The sequence below is a fragment of the Nocardioides caricicola genome (assembly GCF_039541135.1).
Classification (GTDB): Bacteria; Actinomycetota; Actinomycetes; order Propionibacteriales; family Nocardioidaceae; genus Nocardioides; species Nocardioides caricicola.
Map to the genome: position 1 here is coordinate 675,143 of NZ_BAABFQ010000007.1, position 23,478 is coordinate 698,620.

The 23,478-nt window shown below is 71.7% G+C and carries 20 protein-coding genes and 1 tRNA gene; 10 read left to right on the forward strand and 11 right to left on the reverse strand.

Translation table 11 applies throughout. From position 1 onward, the window contains the following. Positions 1–9: 9 nt before the first annotated feature. Both ABD875_RS17390 and ABD875_RS17395 read right to left on the reverse strand, forming a co-directional pair. Entirely contained in the window at positions 10–2,460 is a 2,451-nt protein-coding gene (locus ABD875_RS17390; RefSeq protein ID WP_345180466.1) for a TIM-barrel domain-containing protein, read from the reverse strand. A gap of 314 nt (positions 2,461–2,774) precedes the next feature. Then, positions 2,775–2,856 (reverse strand) — tRNA-Tyr (locus ABD875_RS17395). A gap of 116 nt (positions 2,857–2,972) precedes the next feature. On the opposite strand from ABD875_RS17395, the gene ABD875_RS17400 reads away from it, so the two are divergent. Then, the gene (locus tag ABD875_RS17400; RefSeq protein ID WP_345180468.1) at positions 2,973–3,464 is read left to right on the forward strand and encodes a YajQ family cyclic di-GMP-binding protein; all 492 of its coding nucleotides are present in this window, start codon (positions 2,973–2,975) and stop codon (positions 3,462–3,464) included. A 3-nt stretch (positions 3,465–3,467) separates the two neighbouring features. After that, the gene (locus ABD875_RS17405) at positions 3,468–4,460 is read left to right on the forward strand and encodes a hypothetical protein (protein ID WP_345180469.1); all 993 of its coding nucleotides are present in this window, start codon (positions 3,468–3,470) and stop codon (positions 4,458–4,460) included. A gap of 4 nt (positions 4,461–4,464) precedes the next feature. On the opposite strand, the gene ABD875_RS17410 is transcribed toward ABD875_RS17405, so the two are convergent. Genes ABD875_RS17410 through ABD875_RS17425 form a run of 4 tightly spaced genes read right to left on the reverse strand, consistent with a single transcriptional unit; the run spans position 4,465 to position 8,193 of the window. Beyond that, positions 4,465–5,445: a sulfate/molybdate ABC transporter ATP-binding protein gene (locus ABD875_RS17410; RefSeq protein ID WP_345180470.1), complete on the reverse strand. Its 981-nt coding sequence runs from the start codon at positions 5,443–5,445 to the stop codon at positions 4,465–4,467. Positions 5,446–5,466: 21 nt separating this feature from the next. Then, positions 5,467–6,276, reverse strand: coding sequence for a sulfate ABC transporter permease (locus tag ABD875_RS17415; RefSeq protein WP_345180471.1), 810 nt, complete (start codon positions 6,274–6,276; stop codon positions 5,467–5,469). Continuing rightward, positions 6,269–7,150, reverse strand: a complete 882-nt coding sequence (cysT, locus tag ABD875_RS17420; protein WP_345180472.1) for a sulfate ABC transporter permease subunit CysT — start codon at positions 7,148–7,150, stop codon at positions 6,269–6,271. Before cysT ends, ABD875_RS17415 begins: the two co-directional genes overlap by 8 nt. After that, the gene (locus ABD875_RS17425; protein WP_345180473.1) at positions 7,150–8,193 is read right to left on the reverse strand and encodes a sulfate ABC transporter substrate-binding protein; all 1,044 of its coding nucleotides are present in this window, start codon (positions 8,191–8,193) and stop codon (positions 7,150–7,152) included. Before ABD875_RS17425 ends, cysT begins: the two co-directional genes overlap by 1 nt. A 301-nt stretch (positions 8,194–8,494) precedes the next feature. Here ABD875_RS17425 and ABD875_RS17430 point away from each other — a divergent pair, with 301 nt between their 5' ends. The 4 genes from ABD875_RS17430 to ABD875_RS17445 all read left to right on the forward strand — a co-directional run bounded on the left by ABD875_RS17430 (position 8,495) and on the right by ABD875_RS17445 (position 13,372). Continuing rightward, on the forward strand, positions 8,495–10,432 hold the full coding sequence (locus ABD875_RS17430; protein WP_345180474.1) for a 2-oxoacid:acceptor oxidoreductase subunit alpha: 1,938 nt from the start codon (positions 8,495–8,497) through the stop codon (positions 10,430–10,432). Next, complete coding sequence (locus ABD875_RS17435; RefSeq protein ID WP_379187943.1) at positions 10,429–11,514, forward strand: 2-oxoacid:ferredoxin oxidoreductase subunit beta; 1,086 nt, start codon at positions 10,429–10,431, stop codon at positions 11,512–11,514. Before ABD875_RS17430 ends, ABD875_RS17435 begins: the two co-directional genes overlap by 4 nt. A 132-nt stretch (positions 11,515–11,646) precedes the next feature. Next, a complete protein-coding gene (gene rarD / locus ABD875_RS17440) occupies positions 11,647–12,558 on the forward strand; it encodes an EamA family transporter RarD (protein WP_345180475.1) in 912 nt (303 codons plus the stop codon). A 13-nt stretch (positions 12,559–12,571) separates the two neighbouring features. Beyond that, positions 12,572–13,372 (forward strand): aldo/keto reductase, encoded by an 801-nt coding sequence (locus ABD875_RS17445; RefSeq protein ID WP_345180476.1) that lies wholly within the window; start codon positions 12,572–12,574, stop codon positions 13,370–13,372. On the opposite strand, the gene ABD875_RS17450 is transcribed toward ABD875_RS17445, so the two are convergent. After that, positions 13,353–14,447, reverse strand: a complete 1,095-nt coding sequence (locus tag ABD875_RS17450; RefSeq protein WP_345180477.1) for a hypothetical protein — start codon at positions 14,445–14,447, stop codon at positions 13,353–13,355. The two genes, ABD875_RS17445 and ABD875_RS17450, sit on opposite strands and share 20 nt — an antisense overlap. After that, entirely contained in the window at positions 14,447–15,697 is a 1,251-nt protein-coding gene (locus ABD875_RS17455) for a hypothetical protein (RefSeq protein WP_345180478.1), read from the reverse strand. Before ABD875_RS17455 ends, ABD875_RS17450 begins: the two co-directional genes overlap by 1 nt. Before the next feature lie 114 nt (positions 15,698–15,811). Here ABD875_RS17455 and ABD875_RS17460 point away from each other — a divergent pair, with 114 nt between their 5' ends. The 4 genes from ABD875_RS17460 (at position 15,812) to ABD875_RS17475 (ending at position 20,626) form a co-directional block, all read left to right on the forward strand. Next, a complete protein-coding gene (locus ABD875_RS17460; protein WP_345180479.1) occupies positions 15,812–16,477 on the forward strand; it encodes a DUF6989 domain-containing protein in 666 nt (221 codons plus the stop codon). Positions 16,478–16,510: 33 nt separating this feature from the next. Next, the gene (gene abc-f / locus ABD875_RS17465) at positions 16,511–18,148 is read left to right on the forward strand and encodes a ribosomal protection-like ABC-F family protein (protein ID WP_345180480.1); all 1,638 of its coding nucleotides are present in this window, start codon (positions 16,511–16,513) and stop codon (positions 18,146–18,148) included. A gap of 179 nt (positions 18,149–18,327) precedes the next feature. Next, positions 18,328–18,969 carry a LuxR C-terminal-related transcriptional regulator gene (locus ABD875_RS17470; RefSeq protein ID WP_345180482.1) on the forward strand — a complete coding sequence of 214 codons (642 nt, stop codon included), beginning with the start codon at positions 18,328–18,330 and terminating at the stop codon, positions 18,967–18,969. Between the two features lie 46 nt (positions 18,970–19,015). Next, positions 19,016–20,626 (forward strand): FMN-binding glutamate synthase family protein, encoded by a 1,611-nt coding sequence (locus ABD875_RS17475; protein ID WP_345180483.1) that lies wholly within the window; start codon positions 19,016–19,018, stop codon positions 20,624–20,626. Positions 20,627–20,629: 3 nt separating this feature from the next. On the opposite strand, the gene ABD875_RS17480 is transcribed toward ABD875_RS17475, so the two are convergent. The 3 genes from ABD875_RS17480 to ABD875_RS17490 all read right to left on the reverse strand — a co-directional run bounded on the left by ABD875_RS17480 (position 20,630) and on the right by ABD875_RS17490 (position 23,445). After that, entirely contained in the window at positions 20,630–21,424 is a 795-nt protein-coding gene (locus ABD875_RS17480) for a (2Fe-2S)-binding protein (RefSeq protein ID WP_345180484.1), read from the reverse strand. Further along, positions 21,424–22,431 carry an ABC transporter substrate-binding protein gene (locus ABD875_RS17485; RefSeq protein WP_345180485.1) on the reverse strand — a complete coding sequence of 336 codons (1,008 nt, stop codon included), beginning with the start codon at positions 22,429–22,431 and terminating at the stop codon, positions 21,424–21,426. Before ABD875_RS17485 ends, ABD875_RS17480 begins: the two co-directional genes overlap by 1 nt. 81 nt (positions 22,432–22,512) lie before the next feature. Beyond that, positions 22,513–23,445: a polyprenyl synthetase family protein gene (locus ABD875_RS17490; RefSeq protein WP_345180536.1), complete on the reverse strand. Its 933-nt coding sequence runs from the start codon at positions 23,443–23,445 to the stop codon at positions 22,513–22,515. Positions 23,446–23,478 lie beyond the last annotated feature (33 nt).

Consider the following 23,478-nt stretch of genomic DNA (forward strand, 5'->3'; position numbering starts at 1 on the left):
GCCGCCGCGCTAGCGACCGCAGGCGACCACGCGCAGCACGCCGTCCGCGGCCAGACCGGCGCTGAGGGTCAGCACCCGCGAGGCGGCGTCGTAGTCGAACGGCACCTTCGCACCGTCGGCCTCGACCCGGCAGGGCGTCCACGACGGCGCCAGACCGGTCAGCGTCGCGCGGAGGTCGTAGGTCCGCGCCTGCGCACCGTCGAGACGCACGGTCCACGCGCCGCTCCGCACCTGCGAGGTGAGCGTCTCGTCCGGGCCGAGCGTGCCGCGGGACGTCCCCGCCACCGGTGCGGCGAGGAGGGTACGCCGGCCGGCCGCGTCGGCCAGGGCGCCGATGCCGGTGCCGTCGCCGTACTCGCTCAGCGTGTCGACGGTCCGCGGCAGCATCGGGACGACCGCGCCGCCGCGGAGGAACACGGGGATGGTGTCCAACGGCGCCGACGCCTTGACCGTGCGGCCACCGGGGGTCATCGTCGCGCGCTTCAGCGTGAACCGGCCGTCCTGCCTGAAGGTCCACGCGTTCGCGAGCTCGAGCCACCGGCCCCGCGGCAGGTAGACCTCACGCCGCGAGGTCCGCTCGGTGGTCACCGGCGCGACCAGCAGGTCGCGGCCGAACAGGTACTCGTCGTCGGAGGCGGCGGCCCGCGGGTCGTCGGGGTGGGTCAGCGCGAGGTGGCGCATGAGCGGCAGGCCCGAGCTCTGGTAGGCATCGTGGCTGCCGGCGACGTACGGGTAGAGCATCGTGCGCAGGCGGGTGTACGTCTTCCACACCGGCTGCACCTCGGGGTCGGTCACGAGGGGCTTGGTCGGTCCGGCGAACTGGATGCCGCCCGACTGCAGCCGCATCACGCCGGTGAACGCGCCGTACTGGATCCAGCGGTTGAGCAGCTCCGGCGTCAGGTAGGGGTCGCCGGGCAGCGTCATGAACCCGCCGATGTCCGGTCCCCAGGTCGTCACGCCGGAGGTGCCCATCGTGATGCCCTGCGTGACCGAGGAGGTGAGGCCGTCGAAGCCCCAGCCCGTGGTCGGGTCGCCGCCCCAGACGATCGTGGTCTCCTTGACCGCGTCGGTCCAGCCCGAGCGCGAGAAGCGCAGCAGCGGCCTCGGTGCGGACTCCTCGAACTCGCGGGCGGTCGCGTGGTACTGCTCGACGTACCTGTTGTGCATGGCCGGGCCCGGGGTGCCGTCGGCGGAGATGACGTCGTCCGGCGTGTACTCGCCGAAGTCCTCCATCCAGCCGTCGTAGCCGTCGTCGACCGACTCCTGCAGCAGCTGCTTGAAGTAGTCGCGGCCGGCGTCGGCGGAGAAGTCGATCTGCGAGACCTCGAAGTGGCTCGCGGTGTTGTACGGATAGGTGAGCACCGAGCCGTCCGCCGCGCGGGTGAAGGCGTCCGCCTCGAGGCCCTGGTCGTAGGCCGGCTGGTAGTCCTGGCACACCATCGGGTTGAAGTACGTCGTCACCGCGACGCCGCGCTCGTGCAGCGCCGCGGTCATCGCCCGCTCCCGCTCGGTGTCCTGCGATCCGCAGGGCAGGTAGTGCACATAGGTCTGCGCGACCGAGACCGGCACGCCGCGGCTGCGCTGGTCGTCGATCTGGGCGACCGCGTCCCCGCGCGGCTGGAACCACGCGCCGTAGACGGCCGCGGTCTCGGGCTCGGGCTGGCGGCCGATGGCCGCGGTCATCCGGGCCAGGGCCCGCGCCGGCGTGGGCCCGCCGAAGACGCGGAGGTCGAGCTCGTCGGACTCCACCGAGAAGCGGTTGACCGTGCGGTGCTTCGGGGTGGCCAGCTCGAACGTGCTGTCCTCGTCGTTGTCGACCAGCACGCCGTACCCGGCCGTCGAGAGCACCCACGGGATCGGGTAGTACGTCGAGTCGGGGCGCTTGCCGAGGCCGGGCTCGGGCACGAAGAGCCGCACGATCTCTGCCTGGCTCTGGGTGTACGGCCCGTCCATCACCCGGTTCAGCACGCTCTTGCCGCGGTGGTCGACGGCGTCGGAGCGCTCGCCGAGACCGAGGTAGCGCTCGCCGCCCGGCGCCACCAGGTCGAGCGAGACGCCGGTGACGCCGTCGCCGTGGCCGGCCACCGACACCGCGAACACGCCGTCGCCGTCCGGGACGACGCTGACGGTCGCCGTCAGCGCCGGGTCCGACGTGCCGAGCTCGACGACGCCGCCGTCGACCGCGACGACGTGGTCGGCGAGCACCCGCCCCGCCGCGGTCTCGAGCCCGATCGCGTCGTGGGCCACCGAGGCCACGACCGTGCCGGCCCGGTCGGTGAACCGCACCGACCAGTCGCCGCCGACCGGGGCGGTCACGACCGCCTCCAGGTCGCCGGCGGTGCTGACGATCGGAGCCCGCGACGGCGCGGTCGGGGCGGCGGAGCTGAGCGGGGCGGCCGCGAGGAGGCCGCACGTCAGGGGTGCGACGGCGAGGCTCGCGAGCAGGAGACGGTTGCGCATGCCGGCGATGCTCGCACGACCGGTGTGGCGGCCGTCACGCTTTCCGACGAGTCTTGACCGTTTTTACTTTCCGACGCTCCTCGCCGGTCCGGTCAGGTCGTGGCGTGCACCGCCGGTCGCCAACATCCGTCCGCCCCCGGGTTCCAGTCCAGGTTGCGCAACAGCTCTTCCGGCACCATCACGATCGAGTTCTGTCCCTCCATGGCCGACTGATTCCCCACGCCGTCGCGATCGAAAACCTTGTCCAGTCCAGGGTTTGAACCACAGATGCAGAAGGCCCCGCACAGAGTCTGTGCGGGGCCTTCCGTCCCATGTGGCAGGTGAAGGATTCGAACCTTCGAAGGCAAAGCCGACGGATTTACAGTCCGCTCCCATTGGCCGCTCGGGCAACCTGCCGGGTGTGCGCCGGTCGAGCCGTTTGGCTCGCTGGCAGCAAGACGAAACAATAGCGCAGGCACATCCGCATCAGAAAAATGCCGGGGTCATCTCCGGCCACTCGCTAGGAGCACCGCATGGCCGACTCGTCGTTCGACATCGTCAGCAAGATCGACCGCCAGGAGGTGGACAACGCGCTGGGCCAGGCTGCCCGCGAGATCGCCACCCGGTTCGACTTCAAGGGCACCGGCGCGACCATCGAGTGGCAGGGCGAGCACGCCATCGAGATCACCGCGTCGGCCGACGACCGGGCCTCCGCCGTCCTCGACGTGTTCAAGGACAAGCTCATCAAGCGCCAGCAGAGCCTCAAGATCCTCGACGCCTCCGAGCCGCGCCAGTCCGGGCAGCAGTCCAAGATCGGGATCGCGCTCAAGGAGGGCATCTCCTCGGAGGACGCCAAGAAGATCACCAAGCTGATCCGCGACGAGGGCCCCAAGGGCGTGAAGGCGCAGATCCAGGGCGACGAGCTGCGGGTCTCGTCGAAGAAGCGCGACGACCTGCAGGCCGTGCAGCAGCTGGTGAAGGCCCAGGACTACGACTTCGCGGTGCAGTTCACGAACTACCGCTGACCGGTGCGGACTCGGGCCCGCATCCTCGCGCTCGTCGCCGTCCTCGTGGTGGCGGCGGGCTGCACCGACGACGCGGCCGAGCCGGCCACCGTCCGCGCCGGCACTCCCGAACCACCGGCGCCCTTCGTCGCGACGGGCGACGTCCCGCGGGGCTGGCCGGTCACCCAGTGCTCCGACCTGCGGGCCCGCGACAACACCGGCCTGGCGACCAGGTTCGGCGTGCCGCCGACGTACTCCTGGCTCCACCGGGACGGCCCGACCTGCGGGTTCGGCGCCGGCATCGCCCGCGAGCTCTACGTGGCGCTCGACCCGGCGCAGACCCTCGCCGCGGTGAAGGAGCGCGAGGTCGACCCGTTCACGGGACCCGACCAGGGTGACGGCCAGCTGGGCGAGGTCGAGTACGCCGCCGCCGTGCCGGTGTTCGGCGACCAGGTCGGTGAGCGGCTCGGCTACTACTGCTACTGCGACGGGCAGCGCCTCGACTACCTCGTGCTGCAGGCCGGCGGTGTCCGGCTCACCTGGATCAGCCCGCACGGCCGGCCGGCCGGAGCCGACGACCTCGCCGCGGTGACCGACAGCCTCGCGCTGCTCCGCAGCGACCGCAGCATCTGCTCGGCGCGGGGGCTCGACCGCGCCGCGTCGTACGCGCCGCCGGTCCCCCAGACCGAGTCGGTCGACGGGTCCGGTGGCGGCTGCCACCTCTACCTCCGGCCGGGCCGGGGCTCGCTCCAGCGGTACGCCGAGATCGTGCCCGAGCCGCGGCGCACCCTCGGGCAGCTGGCCGAGGGCCTGCGCGACGACCCGCACGTCACCTCGGCCCGGGTCGACGGGAAGCGGCTCACCTGGCGCTACCGCGAGCGCGGTACGACGTACCGCGGCCTCACCGTGCTGCGCGACGGGATCCAGGTGACGTGGAGCGCGACGCCGCGGCAGTGGCGGCAGGAGGCGGACGTGTACCGGACGTTCGTCGGCTCCGTCCGCCTCCTATCGCGCTGACGGGTCAGCCGGCGGTCGCCGCCATCGCCGGGACCGTCGTGGCGCCGGTGACCGGGGTGACCCAGACGCGGACGCCCTCCTCGACGCCGAGCTGGCGGGCGTGGGTGCGGGTGAGGATCACGCCGACCTCCTCGCCGTCGTCGGTGAGCACGGTGACGCGCACCTCGAAGCCGACGCGCAGCACCCGCGACACCACGCCCTCCGCCGCCCCCGCGAGCTGCGGGGCGAGCGAGATGTGGATGTCGTGCGGCCGCACCAGCGCGCCGTTGAGCCGGGTGGTCTCGCCGAGGAAGCTCATGACGAAGTCGTTGGCCGGCTCGTCGTAGAGCTCGTCGGGAGTGCCGACCTGCTCGACGCGACCCTCGTTGATCACCACGATCTCGTCGGCGACCTCCATGGCCTCCTCCTGGTCGTGCGTGACGAACACCGTGGTCACGTGCACCTCGTCGTGCAGCCGGCGCAGCCAGTCGCGCAGCTCCTTGCGGACCTTGGCGTCGAGCGCGCCGAACGGCTCGTCGAGCAGCAGCACGGTCGGCTCGACCGCGAGCGCCCGCGCCAGCGCCATGCGCTGGCGCTGGCCGCCCGACAGCTGCGAGGGCAGCCGGTGCGAGAACTGCGAGAGGTGCACGAGCTTGAGCAGCTCGTCCACCCGCGCCGCGATCTCGGCCTTCGGCTTCTTGCGGATCTCCATGCCGAAGGCGACGTTCTTCGCGACCGTCATGTGCTTGAAGACGGCGTAGTGCTGGAACACGAAGCCCACGTTGCGCTTCTGCGGCGGCAGCTTGGTGGCGTCGGTGCCCTCGATGGTCACCGTGCCGGAGTCGGCGGTCTCGAGGCCCGCGATGACGCGGAGCAGCGTGGACTTGCCGCCGCCCGATGGGCCGAGCAGCGCGGTGAGCTGCCCGGTCGGGATGGTCAGGCTGACGTCGTCGAGGGCGACGAAGTCGCCGTAGGTCTTGCGTACGCCGGTGATGTCGATGCTCATGTCTTTCGTCCTCTTCTCGTCTCAGTGCTCGTCGTTGGGGCGGAGTACGGCGACCACGACCAGACAGGCGATGCAGACCATCACCAGCAGGAACGCGATCGCGTAGGCCGAGCCCTGAGCGAAGTTCTGGTACTTCTCCTCGACCATCAACGTGGCCGTCTGGGTCTTGCCGCTGACGTTGTTCGAGACGACCTTCACCGCGCCGAACTCGCCGATCGACCGGGCGAGGCTGAGCACCACGCCGTACACGAGCGCCCACTTGATGCTGGGCAGCGTGATCCGCCAGAACGTCTGCGGCGCATTGGCGCCGAGGCTGCGGGCCGCCTGCTCCTGCTCGTCCCCGATCTCGGTGAGGGTCGGGACGACCTCGCGGATCACCAGGGGCAGCGCCACGAAGCAGGTGGCCATGACCAGGCCTGGGGTCGCGAAGATGACCTGGAGCCCGCCCTCCTCGAGGCCCTGGCCGAACCAGCCGTCGCGCCCGTTGTAGACGAGCACGAGCGCGAGGCCGACGACCACAGGCGAGACGGAGAGCGGCACGTCGATCATCGCCGACAGCAGCCGCTTGCCGGGGAACTCGTAGCGCACCAGCAGGATCGAGATCGTCAGGCCGAACACCAGGTTGATCACGACGGCGATGCCGGCCACCTGGGCGGTGAGCATCAGGGCGGAGATGACGTCCTCATCACCAAGGGCGTCCGACAGGTTCTGCAGGCCGCCCTCGAAGGTACGGCGGAACAGCATGCCGACCGGCCAGGCCACGAGGAGGAACACGTAGCCGACCGCCAGCAGGCGCAGCGTCCAGCGGACGGGAGCGGAGACCTTAACCACGGCGCGACACCCGCCTCTGCACGATGTCGAGCACCACGATCACGAACAGCGCGACCGCGAGCATGACCGAGGCGATGGCCGCGGCGGAGGCGTAGCTGCCGTTCTCGATGAACGACAGCATGCGCACCGAGGCGACCTCGGTCTCGTTGGGCCGGTTGCCGCTGAGCAGCACCAGCGAGCCGTACTCCGAGATCGCGCGGGCGAAGCTCAGTGCGGCGCCCGCAGTGATCGCGGGGACCAGGCTCGGCAGCAGGATGCGGCGGAAGATCGTCCAGCGGTTGGCACCGAGGGAGGCCGCGGCCTCCTCGACGTCCGCCTCGAGCTCCTCGAGAACCGGCTGCACCGCCCGCACGACGAACGGCAGCGTGACGAACGCCAGCGCGAGGGCCACTGACTTCGACGTGAACGCCCAGTGCACGCCGATCGGGCTGTTCGGCCCGTAGAGCGCGAGCAGCACGAGGCCGGCGACCACGGTCGGCAGCGCGAACGGGATGTCGATGATCACGTTCATGATCGCCTTGCCCGGGAACCTGTCGCGGACCAGCACCCAGGCGATGACGGTGCCCATCACGACGTTGATCAGCGTGACGAGCGCGGCCTGGGTGACCGTCAGCTTGAGCGCGTTCCAGGTCTGCGGGTCCTGGAGGACGTTGAGGTAGTTCTCCCAGCCGCCGGCCGCCGCGGTGGCGACGATCGCCGACAGCGGGACCAGCACGAGCAGGCTGAACCACAGCATCGCGATGCCGAGGCCCAGCCCGGCACCGGGGGTCAGGGTGTTACGGGGCTTGCTACGGCGGACGCGGCCCGGCCGGCCCCCGGGATCGGGGGCCGGCCTGGCTGCGTCGATCGTCGCCCCGGAGAGGGCGGACGTCATTACTCCTCGCCCTCCTTGCCGAGGCTCTGCTGGAGCTCGGTGATGATGCCGAGGGGGTTGCCCTCCTGGCCGTCACCGAAGAACAGGTCCGCGGCCACGCCCCAACCACCGAAGTTGTCGTCGAGCGTGTAGAGGGTCTCCGGCGCCGGGAACGGGTCGCTCGGGTCGTTGGCGCCCTCGACCTCGGGGACGTCGACGCCGTCGACGACCGGGCGGAAGCCGGACGCGGCGTAGTCGGCCTGGGCCTCGGGGCTGGTCATGAACTCGAGGAACGCCTGGGCGGCGTCGCCCGCGTCCTCGGTCACGGCGGCCGGGTTCTCGATGAGCAGGGTGTCCGGCGGGACGATGTAGTCGACGTCGGCGCCGTTCTGCTTGGCGAGGATCGCCTCGTTCTCGTAGGAGAGGAGGACGTCGCCGCTGCCGTCGGTGAACGCGGTGGTCGCCTCACGGCCGCTGGCCGGCAGCGCGATGGTGTTCGTGAGCAGCTTGGTCAGGAACGCCTTGCCCGCCGCCTCGTCGTCGGTGCCGCCGGTGGCGTGCGCCCAGGCCGCCAGGATGTTCCACCGGGCCGAGCCCGAGGAGCCCGGGTTGGGCGTGATGATCTCGACGCCCGGCTTCACCAGGTCCTCCCAGGTCTGGATGTTGTCCGGGTTGCCGGCACGCACCACGAAGACCACGACCGAGGACGTCGCGATGCCGTTGGTGGCGTTGTCCTTCCAGTCCTCGGCGACGATGCCCTCACCCACGAGGCGGGTCACGTCGGTCTCCAGGGAGTAGTGCACGACGTCGGCGGGCGAACCGGCCACGACCGCACGGCTCTGGTCGCCCGAGGCGCCGTACGACGGCTCGAACTCGACGCCGTCGCCGGCGTCGGTGCCCTCGAAGTCCTCGAAGACCGGCTCGTTGGCCGCCTCCATGACCGAGAACGCACTCAGATGGATCGTCTCGCCGCTGCCCGAACCGCCCTCCGCAGAGGAGCATCCGGTCAAGGCCAGCACCCCGGCCGCCGCGAGGGCCGCCGCAACCTTGATCGTCTTCGTCATCTCAACCCTTTCAAGGCCCACGCAAAGTGGGGTTTCTGTGGAATGCCGACGAGACTACTCGACTTACGAGAAATACAAGTGCATGGGGTCAGAAAATATATGATTCGTGTCGCGTGTCACACGTCCGCGGGCAGAGATCGCTCCGGTCCGAGCGCGACGCGGACTATCGTGAGAGGCCGTACCAGGGCCCCGGCCACCGGAAAACTGGAACAGGTTCCAGTTTCGACGTACCGTGAGTACGATCGATCTCGGATCGGGCCGCGAGGCCCGCGACGAGTGACACGCGAGGGAGTGGACGCGAGTGTCCAAGCAGGTCAAGCAGCTCGACCGGGTCATCATCCGGTTCGCGGGCGACTCCGGTGACGGCATGCAGCTCACCGGTGACCGGTTCACGCAGGAGTCGGCGGTCTTCGGCAACGACCTGGTGACGTTGCCCAACTTCCCGGCGGAGATCCGCGCCCCTCAGGGCACGCTGCCGGGCGTCTCGTCGTTCCAGGTGCACTTCGCCGACCACGACATCCTGACCGCGGGCGATGCGCCCGACGTGCTGGTCGCGATGAACCCGGCCGCGCTCAAGGCCAACCTGGGCGACCTGCCCAAGGGCGCCACGATCATCGTGGACACGCACGACTTCACCGCGCGCAACCTCACCAAGGCCGGGTACGACGCGAACCCGCTCGACCTGCTCGGCGACGCGAACGACCCGCTGGGCGAGTTCCAGGTGCAGCCGGTCGACCTCACCGGCATGACGGTCGAGGCGGTCAAGGAGTTCGGCCTGTCGCGCAAGGACGCCGCTCGCGCCAAGAACATGTTCGCGCTCGGTCTGCTGTCGTGGATGTACGGCCGCCCGACCGATCCGACCGTGACCTTCCTCGAGAAGCGCTTCGCCAAGGTCGCCGACATCCGCGATGCCAACATCACGGCGTTCAAGGCCGGGTGGAACTTCGGCGAGACCACCGAGATGTTCGTCGTCCAGTACGAGATCAAGCCGGCCCGGATGGCTCCGGGCACCTACCGGAACATCACCGGCAACCTGGCGCTCTCGTACGGCCTGATCGCCGGCGGCGTGCAGTCGGGCCTCCCGGTGTTCCTGGGCTCCTACCCGATCACGCCGGCCTCCGACATCCTCCACGAGCTCAGCAAGCACAAGGCGTTCGGCGTCACGACGCTGCAGGCCGAGGACGAGATCGCGGGCATCGGTGCGGCCATCGGCGCGTCGTTCGCCGGCTCGCTCGGCGTGACGACCACGTCCGGCCCCGGCATCGCGCTGAAGTCCGAGGCGATCGGCCTCGCGGTGATGACCGAGCTGCCGCTCATCGTCGTCGACGTGCAGCGCGGTGGCCCCTCGACCGGTCTGCCGACCAAGACCGAGCAGGCCGACCTGCTGCAGGCGATGTTCGGCCGCAACGGCGAGGCCCCGGTCCCGATCGTCGCGCCGCAGTCGCCCGGGGACTGCTTCGACGCCGCGCTCGAGGCCTGCCGGATCGCGGTCACCTACCGCACACCGGTGATGCTGCTCTCCGACGGTTACCTGGCCAACGGCTCCGAGCCGTGGCGGATCCCCGAGATCGTGGACCTGCCGACGATCGATCCGAACTTCGCGACCGAGCGCAACAAGACGGTCGTCGCCAAGGACGGCACGGAGACCGAGGAGTACTGGCCCTACCTGCGCGACGAGGAGACCCTCGCGCGGCCGTGGGCGATCCCGGGCACCGCCGGCCTCGAGCACCGTATCGGTGGCATCGAGAAGGCCGACGGCACCGGCAACATCTCCTACGACCCGGCCAACCACGACTTCATGGTCCGCACCCGCCAGGCCAAGGTGGACCGCATCGCCGAGTCGCTGCCGCCTCTCGAGGTCGACGACCCGTCGGGCGAGGCCAAGGTGCTCGTGATCGGCTGGGGCTCGACGTACGGCCCCATCGGCGCCGGCGTCCGCCGCGTCCGCAAGGCCGGGTTCAACGTCGCGCAGGTCCACCTGCGCCACCTGAACCCGTTCCCGAAGGACCTCGGCGACATCCTCAAGCGCTACGACAAGGTGCTGTGCCCCGAGATGAACCTCGGCCAGCTGTCGCTGCTGCTGCGCGGCAAGTACCTCGTCGACGCCATCGGCTACAACCAGGTCAACGGCATGCCCATCAAGGCGGCGGCGCTCGCCGAGGCGATCGGCGGACTCGTCGCCGACGCCGAGGGCGTCACCGTGGACCTCACCGCGACCCCGCAGGAGGCTGCACAGTGACCACCAGCACCGAGCTCCCGTTCCCCGGCCTGCGCTCCGGCGTCGAGCTCGTCCCGACCAACGACCAGCCGCAGACCGGCAAGGAGTACACCTCCGACCAGGAGGTCCGCTGGTGCCCCGGCTGCGGCGACTACGCCGTTCTCAAGGCCGTCCAGGGGTTCCTGCCCGAGCTCGGCCTGCGCCGCGAGAACATCGTGTTCGTCTCCGGCATCGGCTGCTCGTCGCGGTTCCCGTACTACCTCGACACCTACGGCATGCACTCGATCCACGGCCGCGCGCCGTCGATCGCGACCGGCATCGCCACGGCCCGCGAAGACCTGTCGGTCTGGGTCGTCACCGGCGACGGCGACGCGCTGTCGATCGGCGGCAACCACCTGATCCACGCGCTGCGCCGCAACGTGAACATGACGATCCTGCTGTTCAACAACCGGATCTACGGTCTCACCAAGGGTCAGTACTCCCCCACCTCCGAGGCCGGCAAGATCACCAAGTCGACGCCGATGGGCTCGCTGGACCACCCGTTCAACCCGGTCTCGCTGGCGCTCGGCGCCGAGGGGTCGTTCGTGGCCCGCACCATCGACTCCGACCGCAAGCACCTCACCTCGGTGCTGTCCGCGGCCGCCGCCCACCGCGGCACGTCGTTCGTGGAGATCTACCAGAACTGCCCGATCTTCAACGACGGCGCGTTCGACGCGATCAAGGACAACGACACCAAGGCCGACGCGATCATCCCGCTGGTGCACGGCGAGCCGATCCTGTTCGGCAACGGCTCCAAGGGCCTGGTCCGCGACACCGAGAGCGGCGGCGTGAAGATCGTGTCGGTCGCCGACGTCGGCGCGGACGCGATCCTCGTCCACGACGCGCACAACCAGGACCCGACCACGGCGTTCGCGATCTCGCGGCTCACCGACTCGGGCTACCTCAACCAGTCGCCGATCGGGATCTTCCGCCAGGTCGAGCGGCCGACGTACGACGACGGTGCCCGCGCCCAGGTCGCCTCCGCACGGGAGGCGACTCCCGGTGAGCCGTCCGACCGGCTCGCGGCGCTGATCGGTGGCGGCGACACCTGGACGATCGTCTGATCCAGCACTGCACCTGAAACAGCACCGAGACAGGACAAGGCCCCCGCCCGAGAGCGGGGGCCTTGGCACCTGCCCCACACAACCGTCCACACCGTTTCCGTCGCGGGCGGGCGGTAAACCTAGGATGTGCGGGTGCCGGATTCCCGCCGTGGGCTGACGTTCGGGGTCGCGGCCTACGCCATGTGGGGCGTGTTCCCGCTCTACTGGCCACTCCTGGAGCCCGCCGGTGCGCTCGAGATCCTCGCCCACCGGGTCCTGTGGTCCGCGGTCACCATCGGGCTGCTCGTGCTGGTGATGCGGCGTACGCCGCACCTGCGCGCGATCGTCGCCGACCACCGGGTCCGGCTGCTGCTCACCCTCGCCGCGGCGGTGATCTCGGTGAACTGGCTGACCTACATCTGGGGCGTCACCCACGACCACGTGGTCGAGACGTCGCTCGGCTACTTCATCAACCCACTCGTGACGGTGCTGATGGGCGTGCTGATCCTCGGCGAGCGGCTGCGACCACTGCAGTGGGTGGCCCTGGGGTTCGCCACCGTCGCGGTGCTCGTGCTGACCCTCGACTACGGCCGGTTGCCCTGGGTCGCGCTGGTGCTGGCGTTCACGTTCGGCAGCTACGGGCTGTGCAAGAAGACCGCGAACGTCGGCGCGGTCGAGAGCCTGGCCTTCGAGACCGCCGTGATCGCGCCGTTCGCCGGCGCCTACCTCGCCTGGCTGGCGTTCACCGGCGCCTCGAACTTCTCGACCCACGGCTTCGACCACACGCTGCTGTTCATGTCGACCGGCATCGTCACCGCCGTGCCCCTGATCTGCTTCGGAGCAGCCGCGACCCGGGTGTCGATGGTGACGCTGGGGCTGCTGCAGTACCTCGCCCCGATCATCCAGTTCGCCCTCGGCGTCCTGTACTTCCACGAGGACATGCCCGCCGGGAGGTGGATCGGCTTCGTGCTCGTCTGGATCGCGCTGGTCATGTTCACCGTGGAGGCGGTCAACCACCGGCGCCGTCAGCTGCGGCTCACGGTCGAGGCCACGACCGCGGCCTGACTAGCATCGCGGCATGACCGACGCGCCTCAGCTCCCCGACCAGACCGTGGCCCTCCCCGCAGGTGCTCGGATCCCGCTCCTCGGCTTCGGCACCTGGCAGATCACGGGCGACGAGGCGGTGCGCGCGACGTCGGCCGCGCTGGAGGCTGGGTACCGGCACCTCGACACCGCCACGGTCTACGGCAACGAGGGCGAGGTCGGCCGCGCCGTCGCCGAGAGCGGGGTCGCGCGCGAGGACCTCTTCATCACGACCAAGTGCCCGCCGAACCGGGCCGGCCGGGAGCTCGACACCCTGCGCCAGAGCCTCGAGCTGCTCCAGACCGACCACGTCGACCTCTGGCTCATCCACTGGCCCGGCGACGGCTCGGTCAACACCGACATGTGGCGCGCGTTCGTCGAGGCCCGCGAGTCCGGGCTGGCCCGCGAGATCGGCGTGAGCAACTTCGATGTCGCGCTCCTCGACGAGGTCACCGACGCGGTCGGCGTCGCGCCGGCCGTGAACCAGGTCGAGTGGAGCCCGCTGCTCTTCGACGCCACGACCCTGGCCGAGCACCGCGAGCGCGGGGTCGCGCTCGAGGGCTACAGCGCCCTGCGCGGCGGCACGCTGGAGCACCCGGTCATCGTCGAGATCGCCGAACGGACCGGACGGACCCCCGCCCAGGTGATCATCCGGTGGCACCTGCAGCACGAGGTGATCGTGATCCCGAAGTCGGTCCACGCCGACCGCATCCGGTCCAACGCCGACGTCGCCGGGTTCGAGCTGAGCGACGCCGACATGGCGGCCCTCGACGGCCTCACGACAGCGCGGCGGTGACCTGCTCGTCGCCCGCCTCGGCGGCGGCGGTGATCGTGAGGTGGTCGCCGCCGCAGCGCGGCTGCGAGAGGAACGCGCGCCCGCCGGGCGACTCGTAGACCACGTCCGGCCCGTCGGTGGGGCTCCACCGCACGAGCGTGGCCGGGTCGCCGTCGAGCTCCGGGTCGCGGGTGAAGTACGCCGCCCCGGCGCACCAGACCAGGCTCCCCGCCGTACCCGGCCCCAGGTCGACGCGCTCGCCAGCGGCGGTCGCGAAGAAGTGGGCCTCCTCGATCCGGCGCTCGTCGGGGATCGTCGACCACACCGCGCCGTCGCCGGTGCGCAGCCCGTCCCACGCCACGCACTCGGCGACGCCCTCGAACGGCACCGCCTCGGTGCCGTCGAGGGCCACGAGGGTCCGGCAGGACGGGCGGCCGGCGTCGAAGCTCAGCACGGAGTCGCCGCCCGGGGCGATCCGGGCGCCGTTGAACCCGTGCCGCTTCGGGGCGCACCAGCCGAGCGAGGACTCGCGCGTCGCCAGCTCGACGGCGGCCACGCAGTAGGACCCGCCCGGGCCGATCGTCGCGTGCAGCAACCGCCCGTCGCCGAGCGCCCAGGTGCCTCCGTTGGTGGTCGGCACGTCGGAGGAGCCGTCGACCGTGAACGTGTCGCCGGTGGCGAGCTCGGTGACCTCGGCGCGGCTCGGCTGCGACTCGGTGCGCTCCTGGAGCACCACGACCGCCCAGTCCTGGTCCAGGAGCGCGTCGCTCACCCGCCAGCCGGACTGCTCGCCACCGGTCGAGCCGGTCGGGCCGTCGAGCGACCAGCCGGCGCCGTTGCCACGGACCGTGAGCGTCCACTCGGAGCTGCGGGTGACGGTGTTGCGCACCGTCCCGGGGACCGGCTGCCAGTCCAGCTCCGACGCGGGCGGCGCGCTGGACTCCGGGGGCTCCGGGGTCTGCGAGTTCGAGGCGGGTGGGGTGCTGGAGGCCGGAGAGCTGGGGGTGGCGGAGGGCTCGGCCGCCGGGTCGTCGCTGCCTCCGCACCCACCCGCGACGAGCACGAGGACCGCTGCGGCTGCCCAGCCGGCGCGCATCAGACGCCCACGTTGTGCGCGTAGTGGGCCTGGTTGGCGCGGAAGCTGCGGTACGCGTCGCGCCACTGGACCCGGGCGATGTACGGCTCCGACGGGTCGAACCGCTGCTGGTTCCACGGCTCGAAGTAGCCGAGCTTGTCGGTCCGGTCGCCCCGCTGCGCGAAGCCCCGACCGACCTGGAAGTGCCCCGAGGCGTCGTCGTCGAGGTAGGGGTAGTACCGCTTGAGCAGGATCGGGTGCAGGACGACCGGCGCCTTGTAGTCGTGGATGTGCCGCATCATCAGCAGCATCCACTTCGCGAAGGTGTACTTCCCGATGTCGAGCACGATGTAGGGCCCGGCGTGCTTGCGGTTGTCCCACCCGGTCGCCTGGTTGACGACCCGGACCATGTCGTAGATCGAGGTGCCGTTCGTGGTGGTCCGCAGCCGCTTCGCCCAGTGCAGCTGCGACTCGGGCTCGTTGCGCCAGCCCCAGGCGATCATCTGCATCGAGGTCGGTCCGCACCAGTACGTGCGGGACTGCGAGGCGGTCTGCACGCCGCTCAGGATCTGGAAGCGCTGGGGGTAGTCGCCCGCGTCCTTCACGGGCGTCGCGCTCGGGGTGGCGCTCGGGCTCGCGCTGGGCGTCGCACGCGCGGCCGGTACGGCGGCCCGCGCCTCCGGGTGGTCGGCCAGGAAGCCATCGGGCAGCGGCACGCCCTCGATCTCGTGGCGCAGCAGCCAGACCTTCGCGACCGACCGAGCGGCCAGGGTGAGCTCGGCACGGTCGGCACGGGCCATCGCCTCGGGACTCATCCGGGCCCGCTGGGCGAGCGCCGCCCGGGCATCGAGGTCGCCGGTGTGCTCGACGGCGCCCCCGGGGCGCGCGGCGACGGCGCGGGCGGTCCGCGCGACGCGCGCCTGGACCTCGTCCTCGGTGTCCGTGGTCCAGCCGCTGCCCAGGCAGTAGCGCTGACCGTCGAAGACCGCGCACCGCACCAGGCTCGCGGCCAGCTGCTCGGGGCTCGCCTTGCCGGACGTGCGGGCTCGGGCGAGCCGGCTGCCCTCCGCGACGACCCGGTCGATCTCGGCGCGCGCCTCGGGGGTCACCTTCGAGAAGCCGGCGGTCGCGGCAGGGCGGGCCGCGCCGTACCCCTCGTCGCCCGACGGCAGCAGACCGTCGTCGTCGGGACCTCCGCGCGGCACGAACGGCAGGAGGGCGAGCAGGAGGACCAGGGCGCCGAAGACGACGACGGCGGTGCGGCGAGACATGAGGACGACCTCGAACTCGGGGAAGGGAGTCGTTCAACTGTCACTCTGGACTCGCTGATAGTCAAATGCACCATCCGTCACAGGAGGGCGCCGCGCACCGCTACCTTGTCCCGCGTGACCGCGACCCGAGGCCTCGGCCCGATCATCGGCGTCCACGTGGGTCTCTTCGCCGGCGGCGCGGTCGCCCTGGCGCTGGACCCACCCGCCCAGGGCTGGGGGGTGCTGGTCGTCGTCACCGCCTACACCGCCGCGCTGCTGTGGGCGTGCCGGGCGACCGGTCGCGAGGACCTCCTCGCCCTAGCGGGCTTCCTCGCCCTGGTGTCGGTCTTCCAGGTGCTGCCGGACTGGGTGCTCGCCGACCTGGTCGGCACGCTGCGCTTCCCCGACACCGGCGGCCCCCGCGTCGACGACGTGATCCCGGTGGCGATGGCCGCGATGTGGGTGGCGCCGCTGTTCATCGCGCTCGCGCTCGCCGACTGCCGCCCCGGACGGTCCGCCCTCCTCGCGGGCCTGGTGTTCCTGGGAGCCGAGATCCTCGCGCCGACGCTCGGGCTGTGGGAGCCGGTCGGGGACACGCACCGGCTCCTGGGCGTCGCGGTGTACGTCGTACCTCCCGAGGCCGCGCTGGGCTGGGCGGCGGCGACGGCCTTCGCGCTGGTGCGCGACCGCTCGCTGCCCGCCCGGGTCGGCGCCGCGCTCGCGGTGTCGACGTTCTACCTGGGCGCGCTGGTGCTCACGCACTTCGTGGTCGACGTCGCCGCCTGGCGCATCACCACCTGAAGGGAGCCGGCCAGCCCCCTCTACGATCTCCCGGTGAGCGCGACCCTCGTCACCAAGAACCTCGCCGGCGGCCACGCTCACCGGACCCTCTTCGAGGCGCTCGACCTCACCGTCGCACCCGGGGACGTGGTGGGCGTGGTCGGCGCGAACGGCGCCGGGAAGACCACGCTGCTGCGCATCCTCGCCGGGGACCTCGACCCGCTCGACGGCACGGTGTCGACGGCCCCGGGCGACGCGTTCGTGGGCTGGCTGCCGCAGGAGCACGAGCGGGTCGCCGGCGAGACCGTCGGGCAGTACGTCGCCCGGCGTACCGGCTCGGCCGCGGCGACGACCGCGATGGAACAGGCCGCGGCGGCCCTGGAGGGCGACTCCCCGACCGCGGCCGACGACTACGCGCACCGGCTCGACCACTGGCTCGCGAGCGGTGCGCCGGACCTCGACGAGCGGCTGCCGCCGGTGCTCGCCGATCTCGGCCTCGACGTCGGCGCCGACGCGCTGATGACGTCGCTCTCGGGCGGGCAGGCGGCGCGCGCCGCGCTGGCCGCGCTGCTGCTCAGCCGCTTCGACGTCGTGCTCCTCGACGAGCCCACCAACGACCTGGACCTGGCCGGGCTCGAGCGCCTGGAGACGTTCGTGCGCGGCTTGCGCGCCGGGGTCGTGCTGGTCTCGCACGACCGCGAGTTCCTCGCCCGCGTGGTGACCCGGATCGTCGAGCTGGACATCGCGCAGCACCAGGTGACGGTGTACGACGGCGGCTACGACGCGTTCCTGGAGGAGCGGGCGATCGCGCGCCGGCACGCCCGCGAGGCCTACGAGGAGTTCGCGGCCAAGAAGGCCGACCTGGTCGGCCGGGCCCGGACCCAGCGCGAGTGGAGCTCGCAGGGCGTGCGCAACGCGATGCGCAAGTCGCCCGACAACGACAAGGTCCGGCGCCGCGCGCAGACGGAGTCGTCGGAGAAGCAGGCGCAGAAGGTCCGCCAGATGGAGTCGCGGATCGCCCGCCTCGAGGAGGTCGAGGAGCCGCGCAAGGAGTGGGCGCTGCAGTTCACGATCGGCAGCGCTCCACGGTCGAGCTCGGTCGTGGCGACGCTCGACGACGTGACCGCGACGCTCGGCGGGTTCACGTTCGGCCCGGCGTCGCTGCAGGTCAGCGCCGGCGACCGGATCGGCGTCACCGGCCCGAACGGCGCGGGCAAGACCACGCTGCTGCGGCTCCTGCTCGGCCGGCTCGCCCCGACCACCGGACGGGCGAGCCTCGGCGCCACGGTCGACATCGGCGAGATCGACCAGGCCCGCACGGGACTGGCCGAGGACCGGCCGCTCGGCGACGCGTTCGAGGAGGCGGTGCCGCAGATGACGCCCGCCGACGTCCGCACCCTGCTCGCGAAGTTCGGGCTCAAGGCCGACCAGGTCACCAGCCTCGTCGGCCGGCTCTCCCCCGGCGAGCGCACCCGCGCGGCGATGGCGCTGCTCCAGGCGCGCGGGGTCAACCTGCTCGTCCTCGACGAGCCGACCAACCACCTCGACCTGCCGGCGATCGAGCAGCTGGAGGAGGCGCTGGAGTCGTACGACGGCGCCCTGCTGCTGGTGTCGCACGACCGGCGGCTTCTCGACAACGTCCGGCTCGACCAGCGGTGGCACGTCGAGAACGGCCGGGTCACGGCCCACTGACGACCCCCTGCCCTGGCGGGACCACCGGGGCGAACGAAGCCCCGACGCCGCGCTGCGTGAGGGGTCGTCGGGGCCTCGCTTTCCCTGATCCCCCGGTACCGCAGCCCACGTGATGTGAATCCCACCCCAACGGGTGGACTTTCACGCATGCGATCCGGTGCCGTGGGCACTTTCCAGTCGTGGACCCCGCACCGCACGAGCTCGAACGCCCCGTCCGAGTGGCGCTCTCGAACGACTACGAGATCGCGCTGCTCGGACTCGCCGCGATGCTGGCGCGCCACACCGACCAGGTCCAGATCGTCGACATCACGACCAGCCCGCAGTTCCTCCACGAGCCCGACCTGATCCTGTTCGACACCTTCGGCCGGCTACCGGACGAGGACGTCAAGCTGCGCCAGATGGTCGCGGAGAACGAGGCCAAGGTCGTCGTCTACAGCTGGGACGACTACCCCGAGGAAGCGGCCCGGCGCGCGGGCGCCGCCGGCTACCTGCACAAGAGCCTGAGCGGCCCCGAGCTCGTGAGCGCCATCGTCGCGCTGCACACCGGCGAGGACAGCGGCCCCGGCCCGACCCAGGACGAGCCGACGCGCTTCTGGCCGGGCCAGGCCGCCGGACTCACGGAGCGCGAGGCGGAGATGCTGACGTTCATCGTGCGCGGGCTCTCCAACGAGGAGATCGCCCGCCGCGCCTACCTCAGCATCAACACGGTGAAGACCTACATCCGCACCGCCTACCGCAAGATCGGCGCGACCAACCGGGCCCAGGCCGTGGCCTGGGGTTTCCGCAACGGCTTCAGCTCGACCGACGACACGGGCATCTGAGGGGTCCCGCCGTGCATGCGGCGGAGGGTGCGGGTACCGCCAGGGCATGAAGAAGACGTTGGCCGGCGCCTCCGTGGCCGCCCTCGGCGCGGTGGCGGCCCATGACCTGCTGCAGCGGCGGCACGCGATCCTGCGCAACTTCCCGGTGGTCGGGCGCGCCCGGTACTGGCTGGAGGCGATCGGCCCCGAGCTGCGGCAGTACATCGTGGCCGGCAACGACGAGGAGCGGCCGTTCAGCCGCGACCAGCGGCGCTGGGTCTACGCGTCGTCCAAGCTCCAGAACAACTACTTCGGCTTCGGCACCGACAACGACCTCGAGCACAGCTCGGGAAACGTGATCGTCCACCACCGCACGTTCGCCCGCGCCTACCCGACCCACGGTGCCGTCGGGCAGGAGGCGCGGCTGCCCTCGGCGAAGGTCCTCGGCGGGCCACGCGGACGGCGGCACGCGTTCCGCCCCGAGTCGGTCGTCAACATCTCCGGCATGAGCTTCGGGTCGTTGTCCGGGAACGCGATCGAGGCGATCAACCGCGGGGCCGCGGCCGCCGGCTGCCTGCACAACACCGGCGAGGGCGCGGTGTCGCCGTACCACCGCAACGGTGCGGACCTCGTGTTCCAGATCGGCACGGCGTACTTCGGCTGCCGCGACGAGCAGGGCCGCTTCGACCTCGCACGGCTGAAGGACCTGGTCGCCTCGACGCCGATCAGGGCCCTGGAGATCAAGCTCAGCCAGGGCGCCAAGCCGGGGCTCGGGGGCGTGCTTCCCGCACCGAAGGTCTCGCGCGAGATCGCCGAGACGCGCGGGGTGCCCGAGGGCGTGGACTGCCTCAGCCCGTCGCGGCACGCGGAGTTCGACGACGTCGACTCGCTGCTCGACTTCGTCGAGCTGCTCGCGGCGGAGACCGGGCTCCCGGTCGGCATCAAGTCCGCCGTGGGCGACCTCGGGTTCTGGGACGAGCTGGCGGAGCTGATGGACCGGCGTGACCGCGGCGTCGACTTCGTGTCGATCGACGGTGGCGAGGGCGGGACCGGCGCCTCGCCGCTGATCTTCACCGACGCGGTGTCGCTGCCGTTCCGCCTCGGCTTCGCCCGGGCCTACGCGGCCTTCGCCGAGCGCGGGCTGCACGAGGACGTCACGTTCATCGGCTCCGGCAAGCTCGGGCTTCCCGACAACGCGGTGGTGGCGTTCGCGCTCGGCGCCGACATGGTCAACGTCGCCCGGGAGGCGATGCTCGCCGTGGGGTGCATCCAGGCGCAGAAGTGCCACACCGGCGAGTGCCCGACCGGCGTGGCGACCCAGAACGCCTGGCTGGCTCACGGGCTCGACCCGCTCTCGAAGGCCGAGCGGGTGACGAACTACGTGAGGACGTTGCGCCGCGACCTGCTCAAGGTCTCCGAGACGTGCGGCGTCGAGCACCCCGCGCTGATCGGGCCGGACAGTGTCGAGGTCCTGGACAACCTGAGCGACGGCCGGCTCCTCGGCGAGGTCTACGGCTACCGGCCGGGGTGGGGCTTCCCGTCGGAGCGCGACCGCGCCGACATCAGCCGGATCATGGCGGCGACCGAGGAAGCGGAGGCCGAGACCGAGGGACCACCGGAGACGGCCGAGGACGGCAAGCGCGGCGACGAGGCCGCCGGCGAGCTGCCGAGCGAGTAGTCCTCAGGCCGGCTCGGCCAGGCGACGCGCCCGCTCCTCGGCGGAGGTGCGCGGGCACGTGGTGCACGGGCCGTCGTCGCCGACCTTGAAGTAGTAGCAGCAGCCGACCCGGGTGCGGGTGAGGTGCTCGCCGCCGGCCAGGTAGTACGACGTGCCCTGCGCGAACTGCGGCGTCGGGCCCGGCAGGACCACCCGTGCCGAGCCGAACGTCGCCGTCACGCCCTCGGCGTCCGGCCGCTCCGGCCCGAAGCCGCTGTCGAGAGCGTCGAAGAACGCGCCGAGCAGGGCCCGGCGCGGCAGCCGCGCGCTCGGCCGGTACGACGCCAGGAAGTCGTCCGCGTGCGCGCGGACCTGCGCCCGCAGGACCGCCCCGAGCTCGTGCTCGTCCGCCACCACGGTCGCGTCGGGGTGGCCCGCCGCCTCGTCGCCGGGCAGGCACCAGAACGACCGGCCCAGGACGGCGACGCCGTCCGGGTAGGTGTAGGTGTCCTCGGTGCGGAAGGCCAGGTCACCGCGTGCCAGGGACGGCACCCGCCGGTCGACGTGGAAGAACAGCGCGCCGACGGTCGGCGCGATGTCGGCGTAGTAGCTCAGCACGTAGCCGGCGGTGGACATCGCGTGCGTCCGGCCCAGCTCGGCCCGGTGCCAGGCCTCGACCCGGGCCTCCCACGCGGCGATCCGGTCGGCGTCGACCTCGCTGCAGCGCGACCAGCCGTCCGGGGCGGCCTCGGCGTACGAGATCGCGAGCCAGTCCCGGCTCGCGTCGGCTCGCGCCGCGGTCGCGGCCAGCGGGTGCATCAGGAGCCGGCGAGCTCGGTCAACGTCGCGTCGATGTCCGCGAGGACCTCGCGGGCGCCGACCGCTCCGCCGAACTGCCAGTGGTTGCCGACCGTGACGACCCCGTCGTTCTGCACGACCTCGAGCGTCTCCCACAGCGGCGAGCTCTCGTGGCGGTCGGAGCCCTCGCGGACCTCGAGGAACAGCAGGTCGCCGTCGAGCAGCGAGGTGTTCTCCTGCGAGACGTCGACCGAGCCCCACTCGTCGACCTCGGCGTCCTGCACGGCGGCCGGCTCGTGGAAGCCGAGCTCGCCCAGGAGGATCGAGCCGAGCGCGGCCAGGTCGGTCTCGATCGGGTTGATCGCGACGTACTCCGGCGTGCTCTTGGCCTGCACCACCTCGGTGGCGGCGATGACGTCCGCGTGCTCCTCGCGCAGCTGCTCGATCTGGTCCTCGGTCTCGGCGATGAAGGCATCGGCCTCGTCCTCGCGGCCCAGCAGCTCGCCGTATGACCGCAGCGTCCCGCGCCAGTCCTGGAAGGACGCGGTCCCGCCGTACCGGCCACCGTCGGCGTCCTCCTCGCTCGTCGGCACCGCCACCAGCGGGGCGATCGCGGCGAGCTTCTCGCGGCCCTTGGCACCGTCGATCTGGTCGAACGGCAGCAGGATGAGGTCGGGGTCGGCCGCGGCCACCGCCTCGAGGTCCGCGTCGTAGGCGAAGCCGGGGTCGACGAGGCCCTCCCGCGCCAGCTCGTCGCGGAGGTAGTGGGTCTCGTCGTCGGCGTAGAAGTCGAGGCCGAAGACCCCGACGATGGTGTCGGTGTCGTAGCCCAGTGCGGTCAGGTAGTCCACGGTCATCAGGTCCGCGACGATCCGCTGCGGCTCGGCCGGGATCTCGACCTCGCCGTACGCGCTCTCGACGACCCGGGTGGTCGGCTCGGGCTCCGTGCCGGCATCGGTCTCGCTCGCGTCGCTGCCGCAGCCAGCGAGAAGGGCGGGGGTGATCAGGACGAGCAGGGAACGGCGCACGATGCTCCTCGGCAACGGGGCGGCACCGGGCGGCCGCTACTTAGGCAAGCCTAACCTAATCGTTGCGGGCGGGCGCCCGGACTACGCGGAGCGGACGGCGACCACGTCGGCGAACGCCTCGAGGGCGTCGCGGACCGGGCCGGCGGGCAGCACGGCGAGCTTGGCCTTGGCCTCGGCCGCCTGCGCGACGACGTAGGCGCGGGCCTCGTCCAGCGCCGGGTGCTTGCGCAGCAGGTCGAGCGCCTCGGCGTGCCGGTCGTCGTCGGCGAGGTCGCCGTCGAGCAGCTCCATGAGCCGGGCGTCGGCGGGGTCGTTCGCGGCGCGGGCCATCAGCACCGGCAGCGTGGGCACACCCTCACGCAGGTCGGTGCCGGGGGTCTTGCCGGACTCACCGGAGTCGGAGGCGATGTCGAGGATGTCGTCGGAGAGCTGGAACGCCGAGCCGACGATCTCGCCGTACGCCGTGAGCGCCTCCTCGACCTCGGCGGAGGCGCCGCCGAAGCGGGCGCCGTACCGGGCGGACGTGGCGATCAGGGAGCCGGTCTTGCCGGCGACCACCTCGAGGTAGTGCGCGAGCGGGTCCTCGCCCGGCTGCGGCGCGACCGTCTCGAGGATCTGGCCCTCGACCAGGCGGGTGAACGTCTGCGCCTGGATGCGGACGGCGTCCGCGCCGAGGTCGGCCGTCAGCTCGGACGACTTCGAGAACAGGAAGTCGCCGGTGAGGATCGCGACGTGGTTGCCCCAGATGGAGTGGGCGGTGTCGGCGCCGCGGCGCAGGTCCGCCTCGTCCATGACGTCGTCGTGGTACAGCGAGGCCAGGTGGGTGAGCTCGACGACGCACGCGGCGGTCACGACCTCGTCGGAGTCCGGGTGGTCGCCGGTCTCGGCGGCCAGCAGCACCAGCAGCGGCCGGAACCGCTTCCCGCCCGCGGCCATCAGGTGGCCGGCGGTCTCGCTGACGAAGCCGGCCCGGCTGCGGACGTGGCCCGCCAGCGCCTCCTCGACCACGACCATCCGGTCACGGAGCCGACCGGCGAGAGCGTCGTC

Coding starts and splice junctions, on each gene's coding strand:
- ABD875_RS17455 (WP_345180478.1), bottom strand. CDS start 15,697: ATGTCTCGCCGCACCGCCGTCGTCGTCTTCGGCGCCCTGGTCCTCCTG.
- ABD875_RS17475 (WP_345180483.1), top strand. CDS start 19,016: ATGAAGAAGACGTTGGCCGGCGCCTCCGTGGCCGCCCTCGGCGCGGTG.
- ABD875_RS17425 (WP_345180473.1), bottom strand. CDS start 8,193: ATGACGAAGACGATCAAGGTTGCGGCGGCCCTCGCGGCGGCCGGGGTG.
- ABD875_RS17445 (WP_345180476.1), top strand. CDS start 12,572: ATGACCGACGCGCCTCAGCTCCCCGACCAGACCGTGGCCCTCCCCGCA.
- ABD875_RS17450 (WP_345180477.1), bottom strand. CDS start 14,447: ATGCGCGCCGGCTGGGCAGCCGCAGCGGTCCTCGTGCTCGTCGCGGGT.
- ABD875_RS17480 (WP_345180484.1), bottom strand. CDS start 21,424: ATGCACCCGCTGGCCGCGACCGCGGCGCGAGCCGACGCGAGCCGGGAC.
- ABD875_RS17400 (WP_345180468.1), top strand. CDS start 2,973: ATGGCCGACTCGTCGTTCGACATCGTCAGCAAGATCGACCGCCAGGAG.
- ABD875_RS17390 (WP_345180466.1), bottom strand. CDS start 2,460: ATGCGCAACCGTCTCCTGCTCGCGAGCCTCGCCGTCGCACCCCTGACG.
- ABD875_RS17410 (WP_345180470.1), bottom strand. CDS start 5,445: ATGAGCATCGACATCACCGGCGTACGCAAGACCTACGGCGACTTCGTC.
- cysT (WP_345180472.1), bottom strand. CDS start 7,150: ATGACGTCCGCCCTCTCCGGGGCGACGATCGACGCAGCCAGGCCGGCC.
- ABD875_RS17490 (WP_345180536.1), bottom strand. CDS start 23,445: ATGGTCGTGGTCGAGGAGGCGCTGGCGGGCCACGTCCGCAGCCGGGCC.